The 2733-nt window shown below is 33.0% G+C and carries 2 protein-coding genes; both read right to left on the reverse strand.

Features of this window, described 5'->3' with window-relative positions; genetic code table 11:
• Positions 1 to 189: 189 nt before the first annotated feature.
• Positions 190 to 1458 carry an NADP-dependent isocitrate dehydrogenase gene (gene icd / locus CD128_RS11030; RefSeq protein WP_103329940.1) on the reverse strand — a complete coding sequence of 423 codons (1269 nt, stop codon included), beginning with the start codon at positions 1456 to 1458 and terminating at the stop codon, positions 190 to 192.
• 57 nt (positions 1459 to 1515) lie between these two features.
• On the reverse strand, positions 1516 to 2634 hold the full coding sequence (locus tag CD128_RS11035) for a citrate synthase (RefSeq protein WP_103329941.1): 1119 nt from the start codon (positions 2632 to 2634) through the stop codon (positions 1516 to 1518).
• Positions 2635 to 2733 lie beyond the last annotated feature (99 nt).

Below are 2733 nucleotides of genomic sequence, written 5' to 3' on the forward strand. Positions count from 1 at the left end.
ATATTAAATTTACATAAACTTAACAATTAATATAATATTTTCTATTTATTAAGAAATTATTTTACTAACCTTAACTTAATATTAACAAATTTAGTCATAAAAATATAATTTTTTTAAAATTATTCAAAAAAATACCTCACTTAAAGCCTATTTTTCAGGTTTAAGTGAGGTAAATCAATATTGATATTATTATTTTAAGTTTTTAATAAGTTCATCAGCAAATTCAGAAGTAGACACTTCTTTAGCACCGTCCATTAGACGAGCAAAGTCATAAGTTACAATTTTAGAAGCGATTGTTGCTTCAATAGCATCAGTAATTTTATCAGCTGCTTCTTGCCAACCTAAGTGTTCAAGCATTAATACAGAACTTAATAATTCTGATGAAGGATTTACTTTATTTAAGTTTGCGTATTTAGGAGCAGTACCATGTGTTGCCTCGAAAATCGCATGTCCTGTTTCATAGTTAATATTAGCACCTGGTGCGATACCAATACCGCCCACTTGTGCTGCTAAAGCATCTGAAATATAGTCCCCATTTAAGTTCATAGTAGCAACTACATCATGTTCAGCTGGACGAGTTAAAATTTGTTGTAAGAAGATATCAGCAATTGAATCTTTGATGATGATTTTACCTTCTTGTTCAGCTTTGTTTTGAGCTTCATTTGCAGCATCTTTACCATCTTTTTCAACAATTTCATCATACTGTTGCCATGTAAATACTTTATCCGCAAATTCATTATGTGCTACATCATAACCCCATTGTTTAAATGAACCTTCAGTGAACTTCATAATGTTACCTTTGTGCACTAATGTCACAGCTTTACGATCATTATCAATAGCATATTGAATTGCAGCTCTTACTAAACGTTCAGTACCTTCTTTAGATACTGGTTTAATACCAATACCTGAAGTTTCTGGGAAGCGGATATTAGTAGCCCCCATTTCGTTTTGTAAGAAATCGATGACTTTCTTAACTTCTTCAGTACCTTCTTTAAATTCGATACCAGCATAGATATCTTCAGTATTTTCACGGAAGATAACCATATCAACGTCTTGAGGACGCTTAACTGGTGAAGGGACACCTTTAAACCAACGTACAGGACGTAAGCAAGTAAATAAATCTAATTCTTGACGTAATGCAACGTTTAATGAACGAATTCCTCCGCCAATTGGTGTAGTTAAAGGCCCTTTAATAGCGATTAAATATTCTTTAATCGTATCTAATGTTTCTTTTGGTAACCATTCACCAGTTTCATCATAAGCTTTTTGACCAGCTAAAACTTCTTTCCACTCAATACGTTTTTCGCCGTTATACGCTTTTTCAACTGCAGCGTCAATAACACGACTTGCTGCTTTCCAGATATCTGGTCCAATACCATCACCAATAATAAATGGGATGATTGGTTCGTTTGGTACGTTTAATCCTTCATTCGCTCTAGTAATTTTTTCTGCTGACATAACTTTAACCTCCAAGATTAACTATGATTAAATTATTTTAATAAATTAATTTTTAATTTATCTTTCTTCGATTGGTAAATATTTACGATTTTTTTCACCAATATATTTTGCACGTGGTCTCATAATTCTGTTATCACGATATTGTTCAAGAATATGAGCAGTCCATCCAGAAGTACGGCTCACTGCGAAGATTGGTGTAAATAAATCATGTGGAATATCCATACTGTGATATACAGTTGCGCTAAAGAAGTCTACGTTAGGAATAATACCTTTTTCTTCACGCATACGTTTTTCAATAGCAATTGAAATGTCATATAATTCACTTCTTCCTGTTTCAGAAGTGATTTTACGACTCATTTCACGTAAATATTTTGCACGTGGGTCCCCATCTTTATATACACGATGTCCGAAGCCCATAATTTTGTCTTTATTTTTGAATTTTTCGTCTAAATAAGCATCTACTTCATCTACTGATTTAACATCAGATAACATATTCATAACTTGTTCGTTAGCACCACCATGTAAAGGTCCTTTTAAAGAACCTACAGCTGCTACGATACCTGAATACATATCAGATAAAGAAGAAACTGCACAGCGAGCTGTAAATGCTGAAGCGTTAAGCTCATGGTCAGCATGTAACACTAACGCTTTATTGAATGCTTCAACCTCTGTATCAGTTGGTAATTCCCCTCTTAACATATATAAGAAGTTAGCTGCATAACTTAATTCTGGGTTAGGTTTTACAGGTTCTTTACCTTCACGCACACGAGCAAATGCAGTAACTAATGAAGCAATTTTAGCTTGAATACGAATCGCTCTTTCTTTACGATTTTCTTCAGTTTCATCTTCTGCATCTGGATCAAAGTGTGCAATATAAGAAACTGATGTACGTAATGCTGTCATAGGATGTACATTATCAGTTGCATATTCTTCAAAGTGTTTATACACTCTTGGGTTTAATGTCATATATTTATTTAATTTTTCTTTTAATTCATCTAATTCGTCTTGAGTTGGTAATCTATAATTCCATAAAAGGAAGACAACCTCTTCGAATTGCGCATGTTCTGCTAAATCGTCAATATCATAGCCCGCATATGTTAATTGACTGTCAATAATTGAACTGATTTTAGTTTCAGCTGCAATTACCCCTTCTAAACCTTTTTGTAATTCTGCCATAAGCAATTCCCCTTTTCTTTAACTTAATGTAATGGCTTTCAAGAACATTATAGCTAATTGTCTAAATTTTGTGAATGAATATATACTTTTTCACTATCA

The organism is Staphylococcus croceilyticus, assembly GCF_002902575.1.
GTDB lineage: Bacteria > Bacillota > Bacilli > Staphylococcales > Staphylococcaceae > Staphylococcus > Staphylococcus croceilyticus.